Raw genomic sequence first — 18,789 nt, forward strand, 5'->3', positions numbered from 1 at the left:
CCCCCCTCAGTTCAGTTCGACGCTCACGTTGTTCTCGGTGACGTGTAGGTAGGTGATGTACGCGCCGCCGCTGGCCCGCTCGTACCGGAGCGTCCCGCCCGATCCGCTCGTGTCGATCTGCGTCGTTCCGCGGTCGCCCGGCCCGTGGAAGACGCGGATCTCGAAGTCCGGACCGAACGTCGCGAAGTAGTGGCGAGTGAGAATCCGGATGTTCTGTTTGTCACCGTAGGTGTACGTGGTGTTCTCGCCGTCATCGTCCGTGTGAGCGAACGTGGTCGGGTCGGGCTTTGCGGTCGCCGAGTCGTTGCGATCGTCCCAGTCGATGGCGGTCTCCTCGCCGACGTTGCTGCCGCCGTACGTCAAATTCTGCTCCGTGCCGGTGAAATCGATCCGGATCACCGTGTCGTCGTCCTCGGTGCAGTCCAACTGGACGTCGCCCGAGTCCGAGGGGATACTGTCGTTCGACCATCGGTGGACGCCCTCCGGCGTTCCATCGTCGTAGTAGTAGACGTCCATCGTCAGTTCCTCGGAGCCGGGATCGCCGTCCTGACAGTAGTTGTTCCCGATCCCGTTCGGGACCTCGACGGCCGCCTCGTAGGCCTTGTCACCCTCCTCGATGTAGAAGGAGACGTAGAGGTTGTTGAACGTCCCGCTGTCTTTCTTGATCGACGTCTCGAAATCCGTAATCGAGTGACCGGACTGGACACGGCGGACGGGCACCTCCCCACCTTTCTCGGGGAACTCGAAGGGACCGGCGATGTCTGCGGTCTCCAGAACGACAGTCGCGGTCCGGTTTCCGTCGTCGACGGAGACGTTCCCGGAGGTGCGGGTCCGGAAGTAGTCGGCCCACCCCTTGTAATACCGACTGTGGACGGTCACCGATGCGGTTCCGTCCCGGATCGGATTCACGTACGGCTCGCCCGTCACGTCGTACGATTCGGCCTCGTTCGGGAAGACCCGGACTATCTCCCCCTCGCGCTGGATCCTCGCGGTCGCATCTCCAGTCGCGGCGTCGTTCGAGCGGATCCGCAGCACTGGTAGCGTCAGCGTCGTTCCGCGGTAGTGGAACTCCGGCGGCGACACCATCGATGTCCCGCCGTCCTGATGGCGCCAGACGCCACCGCCCTGGTAGGTGACCTCGGTTCCGGCGGTCTGGTAGGTGATCGAGCCGAGGCTGGCGTTGTAGATCGTTTCCCTCTCGTTTGCGGTGTAGTTCTGATGCTCGATCCGCAACCACCCGGTCTCCGATTCGACGGTGTAGTCGCCGCTGTCGGCGCGGCCGAGTCGGACAGTCTGGACCGAGTTTTCGCCCAGTCCGACGGTCGCCACCCGGGCGTCGAGCAGCGTCATCGAGTGCTCCGCGCGGCTGAGCGACGTCTGCTCTTGGACGTCCTCGAGCGCCGAGGAGCCGACCGCGACGATGACTCCCGCCCCGGTAATCGTCAGGGCTAAGAGCAGAATGAAGCCGATATTCGACGACTGTGCTCGGTTGGTCATATCGTAGCTCCCCCGATATTCGGTTGGCGTAACGACGGCAACCCTGTCGAGTCGCCCGCCTCGATGACGAGCACCGGCCCGGCCGTGTCCAGTCGGACGACGACCGGTCCCCCTGTCACTGTTCCTTCCTGTATCGGTACGAGCGTCGAGAGGGTAAGCGTAACGCTCACGTCCGACTGCGCCGATCGCAGCGTCAGTTCGTACTGGGCCGGTTGGTCGGGCGGGTTCGCGAGTTCCGTGATTCGGAGCTGGTAGGACTCGCCCGCCACCCGCCGTGGGAGATCTACGCCCACACGCACGGAGCGGGACTCTGCGTCCGCCCGCGAGAGCCGGTCGGCGTCGTCGATGCCGGCAGCGAGCCCCTGGCTGATGACGTCGAGTTCCTCACGGACGACGCGGTCGCGCTGACTCTCGACGTACGCGCTGGCGCCGATGAGGAGTCCGGAGATGAGCACGGCCGTGATGCTCAGCGTGATGACGTAGTTCACCGTAATCGACACCGCGCGGTCGGCCCTCGCGCCGTGATCCTCACACTGCGACCGTCCGCGTTGTTCCGTCACGGCGGCTGCACCCCGATTCGAGCCTCGTAGTCCAGTTCCGGCGTGCGGTAGCGCACCGAGAGATCCGCGCTGTAGATCGCCGGCGTGTAGTAAGGCTGTCCCGAGCCGGCCGCGACGAGCCCCGGCAGCGTCAGCGCCGACGGTGGCTCGTCGACGACCATCGTGTACGTGCCGCCCGCCTCGTTGCCGTACCGGTATCTGATCGCGGCGTCGGTGCCGACGTCGTCGACGTCGCCGAGCGCCGCACACGGCGCGCCGCCGACGGATTCGTTCGGTACGTCGATTACGAACGTCCCGTCAGTGACCGACCCGGCCGGACACTGTGCGACCTCGCTGCCGTCGTTGAACACGCGTATCTCGGGGTCGTCGGCCGCGTTGGTATAGACGTAGACGCTCCAGGTTCCCTCGGTGGAGGAGACGTTGATGTGGAAGACGTCGTCGGCGAAGCCGCCCGGGAGCGTCGATTCGTCGACTTTCAGCCGCAGCGACCTGACACCGGAGAGATCCGCGTCGGCTGCGACCGTCCAGTTTGCTGTGCCGCTCTCGTCGATGTAGCTCCGGGTGGCGTCGTCCTGCTGGATCCGCGTGCCGTTCGTGACGGCGACGACGCTGGCCGCTGCGCCGTCCCCGGCGACTGCGCGGTGGTGGGATGCCAGGTCGTCCCACCGATCTATCGACGCGTTGAGCGCCGAGTTCAGCGCATCCGTCGAGGTGTTGTTCAGGCGATTCACTGATCGGATGGTGTCGACGCCGGCCGTCCGGGTTTCTCCGACGTACTCGACGGCCGGGACGGCGTCGACGCCGGTCTCTCTCGTGGCCAGATTGCCGGTGTAGATCGCCGTGTTCAGGAGCAACGCCAGCGCGACGAAAAGCACTGCGAGTGCGAGCGCGCCGACCAGAAGCAACTGGGCGCGGTCGTGGTCTGGGGAACGCCCCTCACGTTCACCGTCCCGAGCGGTTACATCCGCCATACGACGATCTCCACCTCCAGAACCGAGTACAGGTCCCCCTCTGCGTGCCCATCGTCGACGATGTAGGACGCGTTCGAAAGCGTCGACGACGAGCGGGTGCCGTCCGCGTTGACGAGGTGATCGCCGTCGGCGAGCGTGACCAGCTGTCGCGCTGTCGAGGCGTGATCACTCGGCTCGCCGAGGTCGACGATCGCTCGGCTCTGGCGGGTCCCGTCCTCGTCGATATAGTAGACCGTCAGGTCGAAGGCGATGCCCCGTTCGATGAACGTATCGTTCAATACGCCGCCAAACGTCGTCGGGGGGCCGCCGCGGACATACCCCTCCCGGGTCGCCCCGTGCCAGTTGCGGGCGGATTCGTTCCAGTACAGGATCGTCTCAGCCAACGTTCCGTTCTCTTCGGCCGACGCGAGGACGCCCTCGGCGACGGCTGCCTGCTGGTTTTCGATGTGCTGACTCGAGGTACTGCCGGTCAACGGCGTGACGGCCGTCACCTGGAGTGCGAACACGAGACTGGAGATCAGGATCATCGCGGCGGTGATCGCCTCCAGCGTGTGCGCCTGTGCGCGGTCCATCACCACGTCCTCACGAGCAGCCTGTGCGGTTCCCCGTTGACGTACACCACGCGCGTCGCGGCAGTCACCGAAGTCGTCTCCGTGACCGGCGGTCCTGCCGTGTACTGCACGCCGTCGGTGACGACCGTCCCGTCGAGCGTCCGGATCGAGACGTTGACGTCCCGCGTCGCGCCCGGCGTGAACATCTCGTCGGTCGTGTCAGCAGTCGTGTCGAACCCACACGACGTCGGGGCGTCGGCGCCGCCGTGCAACTGGTCGAAAAAGGCGTTCGTGCAGGTGTCGTTCAGCACGTACGGCGTCGCGGGATCGCCGAGTCGATCCGTCGACAGCGACGTCGCGATCCGGTCTGCGGCCCCCGGCCCTTCGGCGCTCTGAAACGGGGTGAAGATCGTCGGGACGAAGGCGACGACGAAGGCGACCACGAGCAGGAACACGCCGATGCCGATCGCGAAATCGATCGTCGTCTGCGCCCGATGGCCGACTCGTCCCCGCTCTCTGTCCCGGCGCTTTGCGGCACACATCACCCGACCACCATCCACACCAAAAGCGCGATCGTCTGCAGGATGACCACGAACTTCACTCCCGAGACGATGTCGGCGTTACGGATGTAGCCGCTGATGAAGCCAGACAGTGCCGCCTGGAGCGTCACGGCGTGGAAGAAAAGCACCGACAGCAGGTCGATGTTGATGCCGCCGCCGAAGTTCAGGCCGCCTGCGGCTTCGCCGCCCCCTGACCCGGCCTCGGAGGCGAGTCCAGCCATCACATCGAGGAACTGTGTCTTCAGGATCGCCATCACGCCGAGCAGCGTCAGATACGTCATCAGGATGATCGCCACCTGCATCCGGGTTCGCGACTTCCGCTCCCTTTCGATGTCGTCCTGATTTTCGGATGCCTGCGCCGCCGCCGTCAGGACCTCCGTGATCTGACTCGAGGCCTCCTGTGCCTTCGAGATGAGTTTGACTGTTCGTGCGAGCCTCGGAATGTGGTACTTGTTGTTGAACTCTACGAGGGCGCTCCGGAGGCTCATCCCGTAGTTCACCTTGGCGTGCATCACCTCGAACTCGTCGGCGAGCTTCCCCGAGGAGGTCGCTGCGACCGTCTCGATCGATTCCAGCAAGGTCTGGCCGGTGTCGTTGGCGCTCGACAGTTTCCGGAGGTTGTCGGAGAGCTTCCCGGTGATGGCGTTCCGGGAGCGCACGTTCCAGGTGTGAAAGACCGCGAGCGGGATCCCGATGATGTACACCGGCACGTACCACCAGATGAACGTGCCCCAGATGGGGTTGTTCAGCATCCCTTCCCAGCCCAGCGGCGCCGCCCCGCTCGTGATGGCGACGCCCAGGAGTGCAAGCGACGCCGGCACGGTCAGGATGAGCGTGTACAGCGGGTGATCCCGGAAGAACAGATGCGGCTGCCGAAGCAACTGTTTCGTCTTGTACGTCCCCTCTCGCGCCCGGATGTGTTCGAAGACCCTGAATTCGCCGATGAAGCTCTCGATCAACCCCATGTGGATCAACCCCTCGCGGTTGACCTGTTCCAGCCGATCGGTGCTGTTCGACGGCTGGAGGTAGCCGTCGCCTGGCTCGTCCTGTTTGACGGTCGAAACGAGCACGAGGAATCCAACGCCCGTCAGCGGAATGAGGCCGTAGACGGTCCCGTAGAGGAGAAAGTCCTGGGCCTGCCCCAGCATACTCATAATGACGAGGATAATGATGAGTAGCAGGGGGAACAAAGACAACGTCATGTACATCTCGCCGAACAGTTCCAGCGTCTCCAGAACGGTCTCCTGTTCCTGTTTGGCCGTCCGCAGGTGCTTTTCCTTCTTGTCGTCGAGGAAGCGCTCCATATCGCCGCCGGAGTTGACGATCGACAGCATATCGGTCAGAAACTGCGACAGCTCCTCGGAGGGCGTGGTCATCGCGCCCTCGCGGATCGCGTTCCGGTAGTCGGTGCCGAAGTACTCGGTCTCGCGGACGATGCTCCGGAACTCCTTTGCGACCTCGCCGTAGGTGTCGTCGGCGCGGCCCATCGCTTCCAGGATCTCCAGTTGGTTCAACCCGCCGACCGAGAGGGCGTACATAAACGAGATCGCGTCGGGCAGCAGCATATTGATCTCGCGCCTGCGCCCCGACGCTTTCGAGTACGGGACTGCCACGAGCGTGCCGAACCCGAGGGCGAACCCGATCGACCCGAATACGATTCCCGAGACGATCGTGACCGCCGGGACGGTGAGCGCATTCAGCGCCGCCGCCGTCGCGGCATCGCCCACCGGCAGGCCGATACTGAAAACTTCGGGCGCGACCAGGCCGAACTCGAAGATCGCCCAGCCGATAAACGTGCCGAGCAGCCAGAGCGCACCGCCCGAGATGACGCCGATGGCCAGGGCGTTCGAGAGATACAGTTCTACCGTCGCCGGCATCCGCGCCTGTTCGAGCTTCCGACCGACGTCCGCGACGAAATCACCCTCCTCGTCGAAGAGGAATTGAAAGAGAGGATAGAACGCGTCGCCGAGCGTGTCGGTGCTCCGGTCGAGTTCGCCGCCGTCGCCCTCGCCGACGTCGAGGCTCATTCCTCCGACCCCCGCGCGCCGTCGGTACTGTCTTCGGCCCCCTCACCGTCGCTTTCCGCCGATCCGGCTTCGTCTCCGCCGTCCGGGCTGATACCCGTCTCGTCGGACTCCTCGCCCTCGTCGGGATCGACCTGCTCGAACTCGCCGAAGTCCCACTCCCCGTCGTCTGTCCCTTCGTCGCTCGGTTCCTCGAGCAGATCCTCGATCCCGAACTCGCCGTCCTCCGTAGCGTCCTCAGCGGCGGGAACCGCCGAATCCGCACCGAGATCGCTCTCGTCGTCGCCGCTGGGGATGTCACCCTCGGAGTCCCTCTCCTGCTGGGTGTTGCTCTCGTCGACGACGTCGGCGTCTGCTGTGCCGGAGGACGCTTCCGCGTCAGTTGGGTCGGGAGATACGTCGGCATCTGCCGAACCGGGTGGGACGTCCGCATCAGCTGTCGCCTCGGACTGGTCGGCGCTGTCGGGTTCCGCTTCGGTCCCGAACTCGCCGGTGTCGTCGGTCCCCGCGGAGACGCCATCCTCCACGGTGTCGGACGGCTCCTCGTCGACGACTCCATCGAGCGCCGGCGCAGAGGACTCGCCGCTGTCGAGTTCACTGTCGCTCTCGTCCGGCCCGGCATCGAGCGCCGGGGCGTCCGCTTCCGCCGCCAGCGAGTCCAGTTCCGAGTGTTCGCCCGCAGCGGGCGTGACGTCAGGTGCCGGTTCGACGTCGACTAAAGCGTCGGCGACGTCGACGTCTTCCAGGTCGCGGTACTCGGGCCACAGCCTCTCTGCGGCCTCCTCGAGGATCTCCTTACACAGCGCACTGACCTCCTCGCCGGGGTCGGGACGCGGGACCATCTTCTCCTTCTCGGGGTCGACGTCGATCTGCACCGACTCCATCTCCCGGAGGTCCTCGAGGCTGCGTTCCAGTTCCTCGCGAGCCATCAACGCGAGGATCGTCTCCTGGTCGTTGATGAACGCCTGCAGCGTCGCCGCCACCTGCGTGTACGTGTTGAACCCGCGGTCGATCAGGTACGCGAGGACGACGCGCCGCTTGAACAGTTCCTCGTCGAGTTCGTCTCGGGTCCACCCGCGGTCGAACCGGACGTCCTCTAAGGTGTTCGAAGACCCCATCTTGAGGAACTCGTCGCCCTCGGCCTGCCACTGATAGACGTCCTGGACGTTGATCTCGTCGTTCTCGGCGTCGTAGTGGTTGATCTCGGTCAGCGACTTGTTCCGCCTGACCTTGTCGCCCTTGACGCGGGTGGAGGTCTGGATCGACACCAGATCCAGCGCCGTGAACATCGTCTTCGAGACGTTGATCGGGTCGGTGGTGAAGCGCTTGAGCACCTCGCCGACGCTGTCGGCGTGGAAGGTCGTGTAGGTGGTGTGGCCGGTCGACATCACCTGGAAGAGCGTCCGCCCCTCCTCGCCGCGGATCTCGCCCATCACGATGTAGTCGGGCCGTTGCCGGAGCGCGGCCTCCAGCAGGTCGAACTCGTCGACGTCGCCGCGGTCGTCGTCGCTGAACGAGGGTCGGGTGACGGAGGCGACCCAGTTCCGTTGGGGGAGTTCGACCTCCCGGGTGTCCTCGATGGAGACGATCTTCGCGTTCGAGGGGATGAAAAGCGACACTGCGTTCAGCGAGGTCGTCTTCCCGGACGCGGTCCCGCCGGCGAAGATCAGGCTCTTGTCGTTCTCGATGCAGAGCCACAGGAACGCCATCTCCTCTAAGGAGAATGTCTTCCAGTTGACGAGGTCGATCGGCGTGTGCGGGACGTCCTTGAACTGCCGGATGGTGTAGTTCGTCCCGTGATCGGAGACTTCCCGCCCGAGCGTCAACTGCGCACGCGAACCGTCGGGAAGCGTCGCGTCGACCTGTGGCCGCCGCTTGGAGATGCCCTTCCCGGAGCGCTGGGCGAGTTTCACGACGAAGTCGTCGAGTTCGTCCTCGCCGTGCTCGACGTTCGAGATGATCTGCTCGTAGTCGGAGTGGTAGACGAACACCCGGGAGTTGTACCCGTCACAGGAGATGTCCTCGACGTTGACGTCGTGTTTGATCGGGTCGATCCGCTCGTACCCGATGAAGTCCCGCCGGAGGACGTACAGCAGCTTTTCCACCTGATAGTCGCTCAGATCGGTCGGATCCTCCGCGAGCACCGCCGGCTCCGGTCGCGCGGCGATTCCCTCGAGTCCGCCCTCCGCGGCGTCGCTTGCGGCCTCGAAGAGCCAGTCGAGTCGCCCGCCGAACGAATCCTCGTGGATTCCGAGCTGACGGGCGTAGACGGCCATCCGCCGTTCGGACGGCGACGCTTCCGACTCGGCGACGTCGTCCTCGTCGTCGTCACCGATCCCGAGGTTCACGTCGAGACCGGAGAGCAGCCCTCCGTCCTCCTCGGCGTCGACGGTTCGTTTCGGGAGTATCGAGAGCCCCGCGGCCCGCGGATCGCTGGGGGGCTCGTAGAGACCGTACCGTTCGAGGAGTTCCAGCGACTGCTGTTCGATCACACTCCGTCGGTTGTCGGTCCCCTCCGCCGTGACGCTGTCGTCGTCGTATTTGATCGCCGTCCGGAGCTTCCCCGTGAGGAACTCCGCGAGTTCGCCCTCGATCCGGTTCTGGTGGGGCTGGATCGCGTAGTACTTCTTCTCGTTTTCCTTCCGGGAGTGGAAGATGATCACAAAGGAGTGGGGCTTGTTGACCCAGTAGCGTTCGACCTCCCGGAAGTGCGTCTTCTTCTCGAAGGGGACGGCCTTCTCGAGGTCGTAGCGGTTGACGACGGTCGTCATCCCGCGTGCGTCGGTGAAAAAGGCGTCCTCGTCGAACTCGGGGGCGACGTCGACGGTCCGCTCGTCGACGATCTCTTTCAGTTCCGAAGCGCGCCTCCCGCCGTGGGCGAGCGTCTCCTCGATTGCGTCCGGATCGAATCCCAGGGCCGCGGCCGGGTCGAACCGCTCGATCTCGCCCTCGTCGTCACGCGGCCGCGAGCCGTCCGACTCGTAGTAGTACTCCCGTTTGTAGTGTTCCCAGAGCCAGACGTCCTTGACGACGGGCGTCGTTTCGGGGTCGCAGAACGACTCGAAGGACTGCGACAGGCGGGCCGCAGTTTCCGCGGCCGACTCGACCTCGTCGTCGGCGTCGACGGGGTGAAAGTTCAGATACGACTCGGGGTCGACGCTCACCGAGTCCCAGTCCGCGCGGGTCGGCGTCGGGATCGCCACCTCCTCGCCGTCGTCCCAGCGGCCGCCGCTATCGTCTTCCTCGTCGTGCTCCCGGGGATCGTACCCCCGGTACAGCGACTCGACGTCGCCGTCGACGCCGTATTCGTCGAGGAAATCCGCCCAGGTGTACTCGCCGACGGCGACCGTCGGTCCCTCGTCGGCGGTCGCACCCGGCGACGCTGCTTCCGCCTCCCCGGCGGTCCCATCGACATCCCCCTCGAGGGTAGACGGCGGTTGCTCCCCGTCCCCCTCTAACGCGTCACCGCCCTCCCCACTGGCGGGGGACGCGTCGTCGTCGGTTGCCATCGTTCAGCAGTGGTCACCACCACGGAAAAAGACTTCCGCCGCTTCGGCCGTCCAGACGGTCGTCATTCGCCGGTAAACATCCCGAGGGGTTGACACGAGAGGCCCTCAAATCAGAAAAAAAGCAGCGAGAGGACGCCGTAGGCCGCTCCCAGAAGGAGCATCGCCGCGATCAGTACCGCGAACCACGTCCGGCCGTTCCCCGGGACCTCGGGAACGTCCCCGGGGTAGTACGGCGAGAGCGGATCCCTCTGTGGACTATCGTCGTCGGACATCAGCCGGAAGATTCGCTCGCCCGCTGCATTATAGTAGCGTTTGCGAGTCTTCGCGCATCCGATCACACGACCACGTGCGATTGGATGCGCAATCAGACGCAAACGCAACGATACCGTTCCGCTCAAATCCTCCGGAGACGGGGGGTGGTAGTATCACGAACGGTATTTAGCCCGGTTGTTTTATGTGATCAGTTCAGGTAAGGTGGCCTATGAGCAACGAGTCCGACGCCGATCAGACGATCGTCGTGGCGGACGACGACATCCACGTCGAGAAATCGTTCGCGGGCGAGGAGTTCCCCGTGCCGGCGATCAAGTTCCGGCTTCTGTCCGAGAGCGACGAACCGGTCCACATCCGCCTCGTCGATGGGATCCCCGAGGATTTCCCGATGGAAGGAGTCGGGTTCCACCCCGACTACGAGAGCGACAACTGGACCGCCTACAAGGATCACCGCGTCGAATACGAGCGCACACTGGAACCGGGTGAGGCGACGACGACGGTGTACGGCATCCGACTGGAGGACAGGTCAGACATCGAGGGGTTCCTGAGCGAACCGGTCATCGAACGACCGCCCGTACCCGAGGGGCCGCAGGACCCACCGGAAGGTGCGGACGTCGAGGACATCCTGGGCACGGATCGGAGCCAACTTGTCCGCGACGCGCTGCAGGGGAACGGCCGGCTGGTCGAAGACACCGGCGCGGGAGACCTGCCGCCGGAGGCGCCCGCGACGGACGAACCGGACGCCGAAGCCGTCGAACCCGCAGCCGACGATACCCCCGAGACCCCGGTCGAATCGTCGGAGGACGAACTCGCCGACGCCGCGGCCGCCGCGGAGGAAACGATCACGTCGCGTGACCGTGACGCCGCGGAGGAAGCACCGTCCCCACGCGACCTCGATACCGATCTCGCTTCCGCGACGCGACGGACCGCCGCGGACGACCCCGCCGTCGAACCCAGGACCGGCGAGGACGCCGCGGACGCGACACCCGACGACGGTGCCGAAGCCGCGGCCGACGAAGGCGCGGGAAGCGAGACTGCCGCCGCAGAGGAACCGCTCGCGGAGGAACCGACCGCCGCCGACGCAGACGCCGACGCCGCGGCGGATCCGGACGCGTACGTCGACATCGAGGCGGAGGCTGACGTCGAAGCCGCCGGTACCGCCGACGCCGACGAGGCCGGGGGCGCCGCGCCAGCAGCCGCCGGGGTCGAAGGCGCAGCGGAGGGTGGACTCGCGGCGACGCTGGCGGCGGAAATCCGTGCGGGCGAGGTCTCCGATTCCGATCTCGAAACCCTCCGCGAGGAACTCGACGCGGGCCTCCCGCGCAGCGCAGACGTCCGCATCCGGCGGGTGCAGTCGCAGCTGGAGGATCTCAACGCTTACGCCGACGCGATGGCGGAGTTCATCGACGAGGAAGGCACCGGCGCGGAACTGGTCGAACGGCTCGATTCGGAACTGGCGGAGATCACGGACGAGCTCGCGGACGTCCAGGCATCGCTCGACGCCGCCGCGGCGGACCGGGAGGAACTTCGTGACGACATCCAGGCGGTGCAGGCGCACGTCGACGACGCCACCGAGCGGGTCGACGCCCTCGAAGAGCGGGCATCGACGACCGAAGATCGCGTCGATCGCGTGGAGGGAGACGTCGCGGACGTCGACGAGAGCCTCGACGACGCGTTCGACGACATCGATGCGGTCGCAGCCGACGTCGACGACGTCGCTGCGGAGATCGAGACGGTCGCCGACGACGTCGACGCCGTCGCGACGGAGGTCGAGAACGTGGCCGCGGACATCGACGAGACCGACGCGCACGTCTCGCGGCTCGACGACGAGATGGGCGAGGTGCGGGAGGACATCGCGGCGCTCGACGGCGACGTCGTCGACGTGCGCGACTCGCTGGAGGCCGAGATCGACGATCTCCGCGCAGAACTGGCGACGATCTCGGAAGAACTCGATCGCTTCGAGTCGATCGAACGCGAGATCGAGGAACTGCAGACCTTCCGCGACCGCCTGAACGACGCGTTCGGCCCCACTGAGGAATAACTCGCTCCGTCTCGTACGGCCCGCGACGGTCCTCAGATCGAAGCGGAACCGGTTTCACGCCCCGTCCCCTGGCTCCGACAATGACCGAGACGGAGGCGATTCGCGTCGCCGTCCCCCGGAAGGGCCGCCCGCTCGAAGCCGTCCTCGAACGCGTCGCCGACGTCGCGGACGCCGAGGCCGTCGCCGACAAGATCATCTCCACGCTCCGCCACGAGAAGGCGATCACGAAGGACGAACTCGATCCCGACGCGGACGTCTACGATCGGCTCGCGGGGTACTCGGATCTCGACGACGACTACGCGCCGGAGTTTACGCTCCTCCGTGACGACCGATCGGGGATGCCACGACGGATCGTCTTCGACAGCCTGACTGTCGACGTGGCCGGCGTTCCCGTCCAGTTCGTCGGCCGCGAGGAGCCGTTCCGCGCGCTCCGCACCCACGAGTTCGGGCTCGGCTTCGACAGCGCCGACCTCGTCTTAGAGGAAGTCGTCGATCTCGAACCCGACGGGCTCGAATCGATCGCCGACGTCAACGCCCGGATCGATCCGATGAACACGGACGTCCGCGTCGTCTCAGGGATGGGTGATACGGTGTACCACACGCTGATGGCCCGGCCGGAGGTCCTCCCGCCCGGGGCGGAACTCGACCGGGGGTTCGTCGAGGGCTACGAGGGGCCGCTGTGCATCTCGCCGCGGTACGAGCGGCTGGTGGAGGCGGTACTCGGGACGCGGTCGCTCGATGGAATCGACTTCGTGTACCCCGACGGGGAACGCGAGGAGGAGGCCGCAATCGCCGACGCCGGCCTCGGCGTCTATCTGACGATGACCGGCTCGACCGCTCGGAACCACGGGCTGCTCCTCGGCGAGCATCTCTTCCCCTCCGAGACAGTTCTGATGGAGAACGTCGCGGAGACGGAGGAGACGGGCTCCGCTGCCCGCGTCCGGGAGGCGCTCGCGGCGGCGGCAGAAGAGACAGAAATCGCGGTTTAGCTCTCCTCGGAGGCGGACGCGTCGCGCTCAGTCGGCGTCGGCTTGCCACTTCCGGACGGTGTCGGGGCCGACGCCGTCGACGCGGTCCGCGAGCGTGTCGGGTTCGGCGTCCTTCAGCGACGCGACGTCGGCGACGCCGGCGTCTTTCAGCTTCGCGGCGGTCTTCTCGCCGATGCCGTCGACGCTCTCAAGTTCGGAGCCGCTCTCGCTCTCCTCGGCCTGATACTCCCGGTAGTTGCAGATCGGGCAGCCGAGGTCCCACGGCTCGCGGTCGTCCTCGTAGGTGATCCGCAGTTCCGGGAGGTCGTGTTCCTCGCAGACCTCCTCTGTCACCTCGACCTCGCCGCGCCGGGGCATCGGCAGCGAGTACTCGCAGTCGGGGTAGCGCGTACAGCCGACGAGCCGCGAGCCCGAACGGAGGTGTTTGATCGCGAGTTCCCCGCCCGCTTCGGCGGCTTCACCGCCTTCGCCTCGCGACGTCTCCGACGTCGCGTCCTCCTCGGAACCGCACTCCGGACACGGACCGATCACGAGGTCCTCCTGGGCGTCGGCCTCCTCGGCCTTGCAGAGCGGACAGCCGTGCACGAAGGTCTTCCGCCCGGCGAGCATCTTGATGTGGCTGAGGCCGTGTTCCTCGCACTCCTCTTCGAGGATGAGCGGCTTGCCGGTCGACGGCAACGGTAGCGTGTAGGTACAGTCCGGGTAGGCGTCACAGCCGATGAAGTACGATCCCCGGCGGCTCTTTCTGATCACGAGGTCGCTGCCGCACTCCGGACACTCGCCGACGGTCTTGTCGGCCTTCAGCGACTTCCGCAAGTGTTCGCCGACCTCCTCGCCGGAGTCCATCAATCCCTCGAACACCTTTTCGAGGATCTCTCTGGACTCTTCGGTCACTTCAGAAAGGGAGGCCTCCCCGCGTGCGATCGCCTGCATATCCTGCTCCAGTTGCGCGGTCATCTCCTCGCTGACGATACGCTCTGCGAACTCCTCGGACGCTTCGACGACCGCGCGGGCGAGTCGGGTCGGCCGCGGCGGGTCGCTCTCGATGTACCCGCGGTCGTACAGCTTCTGGATGACGTCGTGGCGGGTCGCCTTCGTCCCGATTCCCATCTCTTCCATCGTCTCGATGAGCCGCGATTGGCCGTAGCGTCTCGGCGGCTGGGTCTGCTTTGCCTCGATACTCGTGTCGGTGACCGTCAGGGTCTCCCCCTCGACCACGTCGGGCACGAACGACTCGCTGGCGTTCGAGTACGGGTAGACCGCGTGATAGCCCGGCTCGACCAGGCGCTTGCCGTTGGCTTTCAACGAGAGGTCCTCGTCGTCGCCGACGGTCGCGACGACACGGAGGTGCTCCCAGGTCGCCGATTCGGCGACGGTCGCGAAGAAGCGCCGCACCACCAGTTCGTAGACCTCCCACTCGTCGTCTGAGAGTTCCGTGCGGCTCGGCAGCTCCCCCGTGGGGTGGATCGGCGGGTGGTCGGTCGTCTCCTCGTCGCCCTCGGTCGGCTCGATCGACTCCTGTTCGAGCAGCGCCGACGCGTCGTCGTCGAACGCGCGGGTGCCGACGAACGAATCGAGGAGGTCGCGGGGGTCGAGATCGTCGGGGTAGACGGTGTTGTCCGTCCGCGGATAGGTGAGGTAGCCGGCGGTGTAGAGGTCCTCGGCGATGCTCATAGCACGCTGGGCCGAGTAGCCGAGCGACCCCGCCGCGCGGATAAACTGGGTCGTGTTGAACGGAGCCGGTGGGTCGTCGGTTCGGGTCCGGCGGCGGACCGAGTCGACGGTGGCTGCGGTCGCCGCTTCCAGCGTCTCGTAGGCGGCCTCGGCAGCCTCTTCGTCCCAGACGCGTTCGGCCTCGTTGCCGTCTTCGTCGAGATAAAAGTACTGCGCCTCGAAGGAGCCCGCGTCGTCCGCGTCGTCGCTGCCGGTCGCGCCCGCATCCTTCGCCAGATCCGCGAACAGCTCCCAGTAGTCCTCGGGGTCGAACGCCTCGATCTCGCGTTCGCGGTCGACGATGAGCTTCAGCGTCGGTCCCTGCACCCGGCCGACGGAGATGAAGTCGTCGCCGAGTTGTCTGGCCGAAAGTGAGAGAAAGCGCGTCAGGGCGGCACCCCACACGAGGTCGACGATCTGGCGCGCCTCGCCCGCGGCCGCGAGGTCGAAGTCGAGTTCGTCGGGCTCTTCGAACGCCTCTTTTACCTCCCGTTCGGTGATCGACGAGAAGCGCACGCGGTCGACGGGGACGTCCTCGTTGACCTCCCGGACCAGTTCGTAGGCCTCCTTGCCGATGAGTTCGCCCTCGCGGTCGTAGTCGGTCGCGATGGCCACCCGTCCGGCCTTCCGGGCGAGTCGGCGCAGCGCCGCGACGATGTTCTCCTGGGTGGCGTGTTTGTCGATCGGCGCGTCGATCAGTTCGACCGGCTCGACGTCCCGCCAGTCGTTGTACTCCGGCGGGAAGTCGACGCCGACGACGTGTCCCGACAGGCCGATACAGCGTTTGCCGCCCCACTTGTAGACGTTGACGCCGTTGAGACGGTCGGCCTCGGCGGACCCGCCGCTGAGGATGTCCGCGATCCGCCGGGCGGCGTTGTCCTTCTCGGTGACGATGAGTTCCGGGCCCTGGCTCATTGCCCGCCGGTAAGCGAGGGGTCCGCCTAAACCTTTCGCGGCTGTGTCGGGAGAAATCGCCGGACTGCGCGCGTGTGCGCGCGGAACGACTCTATTACGCTTCGTCGTCTCGGGTTCGTGTCTGCGCTGCGTCCGCCCGACTCGGTCCGTGGCTACTCCTCGAGCCGTTCGCGGAGCAGCCGGTTCACGTCGCCGGGGTCGGCGCTGCCGCCGGTCTTGCTCATCACCTGGCCGACCAGGAAGTTGATCGCGCCCTCCTCGCCGGCGTGGTAGTCCTCGACTGCGTCGGGGTGTTCGTCGATCGCTTCGGCGACGGCGTCGGTGACCTCGTCGTCGTCGGCGGTGCCGAGGCCCTCCGATTCGATGACCGTGTCGGGATCGACGCCCTCGTCCAGCATCGTCCGGAGGACGACCTCCTCGGCGTTCTTCGTGGTTATCTCCTCGGCGTCGACCAACTCGACGAGGCGAGTGAATTCGTCGAGGCGGTGATCGACGTCGGTGATCGCCATATCGCGGTAGTTGAGTTCCCCCAGCAAGTTGTCGGCGACCCACGTCGCCGCCAGGTCGGGATCGAACTGCGCGGCGACGTCCTCGAAGAAGTCCGCCACCTCCTTCGTGGAGGTGAGCTTCGACGCCGACTCGGCGTCGAGGTCGTACTCCTCGCGGAAGCGATCGCGCCGGGCGTCCGGGAGTTCCGGGATGTCGATTTTGGCTTTCCAATCCGAGACTTCGAGCGGGGGCAGGTCCGCCTCCCGGAAGTATCGGTAATCCTTCTCTTCTTCCTTCGAGCGCATCGAGACGGTGATGCCGCGCGACTCGTCCCAGTGGCGCGTCTCCTGTTCGACCGCGCGCCCGCGCTGGACCGCGTTCTTCTGCCGCGTCACCTCGTAGGCGAGCGCCTGCTCGGCGTTCTTGTGACTCGAGATGTTCTTGACCTCGGTCCGGTTCGCCGATTCGAGCGTCTCTTTCCCGATCGCACCCTCGTCGTCGACCGACTCGGCGGGGACCAGCGAGATGTTGGCGTCGACGCGGAGCGATCCGTCGCGCGTGGAGTCGAAGATGCCGAGATACTCCAGGACTTCCTCCAGTTTCGCGAGAAACGCGCGGGTCTCGGCCGGGCTGCGGAAGTCGGGTTCGGTGACGATCTCCATCAGCGGCGTTCCGGCGCGGTTATAGTCGACGAGCGTGTAATCGGCGGTGTCGATGCTGCCGCCCTTGTGCTGGAGGCTGCCGGGATCCTCCTCCAGGTGGGCGCGTTCGATGCCGATCTCGCGGCGTTCGCCCTCGACGGAGACTTCGAGCGCCCCCCCTGCGCAGATCGGCGCGTCGTACTGCGTGATCTGGAAGTTCTTCGGCAGGTCGGGGTAGTAGTAGTTCTTCCGGTGGAATCGCGTATGGGCCGCGATCTCGGCGCCGAGCGCCTTGCCGACCTTGACGGCGGCCTCGACGGCGCCCTCGTTCAGGACAGGCAGGGCGCCGGGCAGCCCCAGACAGACCGGACAGGTGCGGCTGTTCGGCTCCTCGTCGTCGGCCGGTTCGGTCGAACACCCACAGAAGATCTTCGTGTCCGTCTCCAGTTGGACGTGGACCTCGAGGCCGATGACGGTGACGAGGTCCCCCTCCGAGAGCGCCTTCGCAGTCATTGGCCGCTTTTCGACACAGCGCGGCTAAAGGCTAACGGGAATGGCGGGGCGGACCGCGATCTCCCTGCGCCAGCCCGATTCCCCGGGGAGAGTATAAGGAGCTGACGGGGGATAGTGCTCGTACCTGCGGTCTCCCCCGAATAATGGACCTCCCCGACTCCCTCCGACGGCCGCTTTTCAATCACTCCGAGAAGGGCGCACGGGCAGTGATGCTGTTTGCGATCTGGTGGGGCTATCGCGCCTACGACCGCAATTTCAACCCCGAGTGGCTCGGGTGGGCGTGGAATCCCGGCGGCAACGTGGGCGCCAACTTCCGCACCTACCGGTACGCCGCGGAACTGGCGCTTGAGGGGCAGTCCTTCTACGGCGTCGCCCCGCCGGGGCTGGCCGAGTGGGCGGTGTACCTCTACCCGCCGATCACCGTCGTCGCCTACTACCCCTTCACGGTGCTGGAGTGGATGACCGGCTACTGGCTCCTGGTTGGGCTGAACGTCCTCGCCGGGGTCGGTGTGGCGGCCGCGATCGTTCGCTTTCTGGACCGCGTCGACCGGCGGCTCGGGTGGGTCGACGTCGCTCTGATCGTCGGACTATTTCTCGTCTCGCCGTTCACCTTCGGGACGATCTACTACGGCAACATCAACCTCCTCGTCGCCGCAGCGTTCGTTTCCGGCTTTCTCGCGCTCGACGACGGCCGGGAGACGGTCGCCGGGACGGCGTTTGGGCTTGCGGCACTGTTCAAACTCTTCCCTGCGCTCGTGGGCGCGTGGCTCCTCCGCCGTCGTTCCTGGCGGTCGATCGCGGCCGCGACGGTCGTCGGAGTTGGCGGCATCCTCGCTGGCGTGGTCGCGTACGGGTGGGAGCCGACAGCGACGTTCTTTTCGGACGTGGTTGTCGACCGCGCCGAGACCGCGGCCTTCGCCGGCGGCTACCCCGTCGACAGCACGTTCTACGTGACCATCCAGCGGCCGCTGTCGCACCTCCTGTGGGGCGCGTTCCCGGACGCGCCGCCGGAACTGCTGACGCCCCTCGCGGCGCTTGTCGGTGCGGCCGTCCTCGCGGTCTTCTACGTCGGCGTCGAAACCCGTCAGGACCGACTCCTCGCCATCTTCGCGACGCTCGTGGTGACGGTCACGGTCGTTCCGGCGCTGCAGTGGTACCTCGTGTTGCTTTTCTTCCCGATGATTCCGCTCTGGTACGTCTGGGACGGGCCGGGGCGACGGCTCTTTCTCGTCGGCGGGGTAGTGATGTTCGCGAACGCGACGCCCGGAGGACTGGTGTCGGGAATCCGTGAGTACGGTCTCCCGACTCTCCTCGAATCTGTGCTGGTCTCTCTCGCAACCTTCGCGTCGGTCCCCCTGTACGGGATCGCGATTATGCTGCTCGCCGGCGCGCTCGCGAAGTACGGGCTCCGTCCCGACCGGACGGCACTCCGGGCAGTCGGTCGGGTCCGGCGGGCAGTTTCCGGCCGGCAGTCGGGTCGGTCTCGGTGATTCTTCAGGTATGCTGAGGATGGGGCTCCCACCGCGACAAAGTTCTTGTGAGATGA

General features: G+C 66.1%; 13 protein-coding genes. 3 read left to right on the plus strand and 10 right to left on the minus strand.

The window, feature by feature from the left end; all coding sequences use genetic code 11:
• Nucleotides 1-6 precede the first annotated feature (6 nt).
• The 8 genes from RJT37_RS07050 to RJT37_RS07085 all read right to left on the minus strand — a co-directional run bounded on the left by RJT37_RS07050 (nucleotide 7) and on the right by RJT37_RS07085 (nucleotide 9,944).
• On the minus strand, nucleotides 7-1,497 hold the full coding sequence (locus RJT37_RS07050) for a DUF7289 family protein (RefSeq protein WP_313688945.1): 1,491 nt from the start codon (nucleotides 1,495-1,497) through the stop codon (nucleotides 7-9).
• Complete coding sequence (locus RJT37_RS07055; RefSeq protein ID WP_313688947.1) at nucleotides 1,494-2,057, minus strand: DUF7266 family protein; 564 nt, start codon at nucleotides 2,055-2,057, stop codon at nucleotides 1,494-1,496. Before RJT37_RS07055 ends, RJT37_RS07050 begins: the two co-directional genes overlap by 4 nt.
• Nucleotides 2,054-3,028, minus strand: a complete 975-nt coding sequence (locus RJT37_RS07060; RefSeq protein WP_313688949.1) for a hypothetical protein — start codon at nucleotides 3,026-3,028, stop codon at nucleotides 2,054-2,056. Before RJT37_RS07060 ends, RJT37_RS07055 begins: the two co-directional genes overlap by 4 nt.
• Nucleotides 3,016-3,600: a DUF7288 family protein gene (locus RJT37_RS07065; RefSeq protein WP_313688951.1), complete on the minus strand. Its 585-nt coding sequence runs from the start codon at nucleotides 3,598-3,600 to the stop codon at nucleotides 3,016-3,018. The genes RJT37_RS07060 and RJT37_RS07065 overlap by 13 nt, the downstream gene beginning before the upstream one ends.
• The gene (locus RJT37_RS07070) at nucleotides 3,600-4,121 is read right to left on the minus strand and encodes a DUF7287 family protein (protein WP_313688953.1); all 522 of its coding nucleotides are present in this window, start codon (nucleotides 4,119-4,121) and stop codon (nucleotides 3,600-3,602) included. The genes RJT37_RS07065 and RJT37_RS07070 overlap by 1 nt, the downstream gene beginning before the upstream one ends.
• A complete protein-coding gene (locus RJT37_RS07075) occupies nucleotides 4,121-6,166 on the minus strand; it encodes a type II secretion system F family protein (protein ID WP_313688955.1) in 2,046 nt (681 codons plus the stop codon). The genes RJT37_RS07070 and RJT37_RS07075 overlap by 1 nt, the downstream gene beginning before the upstream one ends.
• Complete coding sequence (locus RJT37_RS07080) at nucleotides 6,163-9,672, minus strand: ATPase, T2SS/T4P/T4SS family (protein WP_313688957.1); 3,510 nt, start codon at nucleotides 9,670-9,672, stop codon at nucleotides 6,163-6,165. Before RJT37_RS07080 ends, RJT37_RS07075 begins: the two co-directional genes overlap by 4 nt.
• Nucleotides 9,673-9,782: 110 nt before the next feature.
• Nucleotides 9,783-9,944, minus strand: a complete 162-nt coding sequence (locus RJT37_RS07085; RefSeq protein WP_313688958.1) for a hypothetical protein — start codon at nucleotides 9,942-9,944, stop codon at nucleotides 9,783-9,785.
• 209 nt (nucleotides 9,945-10,153) lie between these two features.
• On the opposite strand from RJT37_RS07085, the gene RJT37_RS07090 reads away from it, so the two are divergent.
• Complete coding sequence (locus tag RJT37_RS07090) at nucleotides 10,154-11,983, plus strand: hypothetical protein (RefSeq protein ID WP_313688960.1); 1,830 nt, start codon at nucleotides 10,154-10,156, stop codon at nucleotides 11,981-11,983.
• An 80-nt stretch (nucleotides 11,984-12,063) separates the two neighbouring features.
• The gene (locus RJT37_RS07095) at nucleotides 12,064-12,972 is read left to right on the plus strand and encodes a phosphoribosyltransferase HisG-related protein (RefSeq protein WP_313688961.1); all 909 of its coding nucleotides are present in this window, start codon (nucleotides 12,064-12,066) and stop codon (nucleotides 12,970-12,972) included.
• Between the two features lie 27 nt (nucleotides 12,973-12,999).
• Here the strand turns inward: RJT37_RS07095 and RJT37_RS07100 are convergent, their stop codons facing one another.
• Both RJT37_RS07100 and gatB read right to left on the minus strand, forming a co-directional pair.
• Nucleotides 13,000-15,600, minus strand: a complete 2,601-nt coding sequence (locus tag RJT37_RS07100) for a DNA topoisomerase I (RefSeq protein WP_313688963.1) — start codon at nucleotides 15,598-15,600, stop codon at nucleotides 13,000-13,002.
• Between the two features lie 152 nt (nucleotides 15,601-15,752).
• Nucleotides 15,753-17,243, minus strand: coding sequence for an Asp-tRNA(Asn)/Glu-tRNA(Gln) amidotransferase subunit GatB (gene gatB / locus RJT37_RS07105; protein WP_313688965.1), 1,491 nt, complete (start codon nucleotides 17,241-17,243; stop codon nucleotides 15,753-15,755).
• A gap of 143 nt (nucleotides 17,244-17,386) precedes the next feature.
• On the opposite strand from gatB, the gene RJT37_RS07110 reads away from it, so the two are divergent.
• Nucleotides 17,387-18,733: a glycosyltransferase family 87 protein gene (locus tag RJT37_RS07110; RefSeq protein ID WP_313688967.1), complete on the plus strand. Its 1,347-nt coding sequence runs from the start codon at nucleotides 17,387-17,389 to the stop codon at nucleotides 18,731-18,733.
• The last annotated feature ends 56 nt before the right edge of the window (nucleotides 18,734-18,789 follow it).

Origin of the sequence: Halobellus marinus (genome assembly GCF_032113415.1) — an archaeon.
In the GTDB taxonomy this organism is placed as follows: domain Archaea; phylum Halobacteriota; class Halobacteria; order Halobacteriales; family Haloferacaceae; genus Haloquadratum; species Haloquadratum marinus.

Coding starts and splice junctions, on each gene's coding strand:
- RJT37_RS07060 (WP_313688949.1), bottom strand. CDS start 3,028: ATGGCGGATGTAACCGCTCGGGACGGTGAACGTGAGGGGCGTTCCCCA.
- RJT37_RS07100 (WP_313688963.1), bottom strand. CDS start 15,600: ATGAGCCAGGGCCCGGAACTCATCGTCACCGAGAAGGACAACGCCGCC.
- RJT37_RS07065 (WP_313688951.1), bottom strand. CDS start 3,600: ATGGACCGCGCACAGGCGCACACGCTGGAGGCGATCACCGCCGCGATG.
- RJT37_RS07080 (WP_313688957.1), bottom strand. CDS start 9,672: ATGGCAACCGACGACGACGCGTCCCCCGCCAGTGGGGAGGGCGGTGAC.
- RJT37_RS07095 (WP_313688961.1), top strand. CDS start 12,064: ATGACCGAGACGGAGGCGATTCGCGTCGCCGTCCCCCGGAAGGGCCGC.
- RJT37_RS07110 (WP_313688967.1), top strand. CDS start 17,387: ATGGACCTCCCCGACTCCCTCCGACGGCCGCTTTTCAATCACTCCGAG.
- RJT37_RS07090 (WP_313688960.1), top strand. CDS start 10,154: ATGAGCAACGAGTCCGACGCCGATCAGACGATCGTCGTGGCGGACGAC.
- RJT37_RS07050 (WP_313688945.1), bottom strand. CDS start 1,497: ATGACCAACCGAGCACAGTCGTCGAATATCGGCTTCATTCTGCTCTTA.
- RJT37_RS07075 (WP_313688955.1), bottom strand. CDS start 6,166: ATGAGCCTCGACGTCGGCGAGGGCGACGGCGGCGAACTCGACCGGAGC.
- gatB (WP_313688965.1), bottom strand. CDS start 17,243: ATGACTGCGAAGGCGCTCTCGGAGGGGGACCTCGTCACCGTCATCGGC.
- RJT37_RS07070 (WP_313688953.1), bottom strand. CDS start 4,121: ATGTGTGCCGCAAAGCGCCGGGACAGAGAGCGGGGACGAGTCGGCCAT.
- RJT37_RS07085 (WP_313688958.1), bottom strand. CDS start 9,944: ATGTCCGACGACGATAGTCCACAGAGGGATCCGCTCTCGCCGTACTAC.